The sequence below is a fragment of the Streptococcus suis genome (assembly GCF_002964575.1).
In the GTDB taxonomy this organism is placed as follows: Bacteria; Bacillota; Bacilli; order Lactobacillales; family Streptococcaceae; genus Streptococcus; species Streptococcus suis_R.
The window spans coordinates 1-364 of the sequence record NZ_POQQ01000086.1 but is presented as its reverse complement, the minus strand read 5'-3'; the positions used below and the strand labels follow the sequence as shown (position 1 = coordinate 364).

The following is a 364-nucleotide window of genomic DNA, read 5'->3' as shown; positions in this document are numbered from 1 at the left end:
CACCAACATTAGCTGTCTTTGCAAGGAAAAATAGATAGCCACCTACTGTAAGAACTGTCAGGACCATTAAAATGATTAAAATTTTAGTCAGTTGATAACGGCGCCAAAATTTACGAATCGGCTCTGGAATACGTGATTTTTTCTTTGGTTTATCAACAGAGCCACGATTTCCCCTGCGGCGACGGCTAGGTCGGTCTTCATGATCAATTTGGAAATCTTCTGGAACTTCAATCGGCTGATGTTGCAAATCGTCCATACTTTACCTCTTTCTAGTGAATTTTGTACCATTATACACCATTTCCTAAAAACTAGCAGAAAAAAGCCTGCGATAACTTGTGACAACATACAGGGAATTTTTTCCAAA

Annotated in this window: 1 pseudogene; it reads right to left on the bottom strand. The window is 39.0% G+C overall.

The window, feature by feature from the left end:
- Positions 1-256 (bottom strand): annotated as a pseudogene (locus tag C1E58_RS10855) (penicillin-binding protein); the annotation flags it as partial.
- Positions 257-364: the final 108 nt, after the last annotated feature.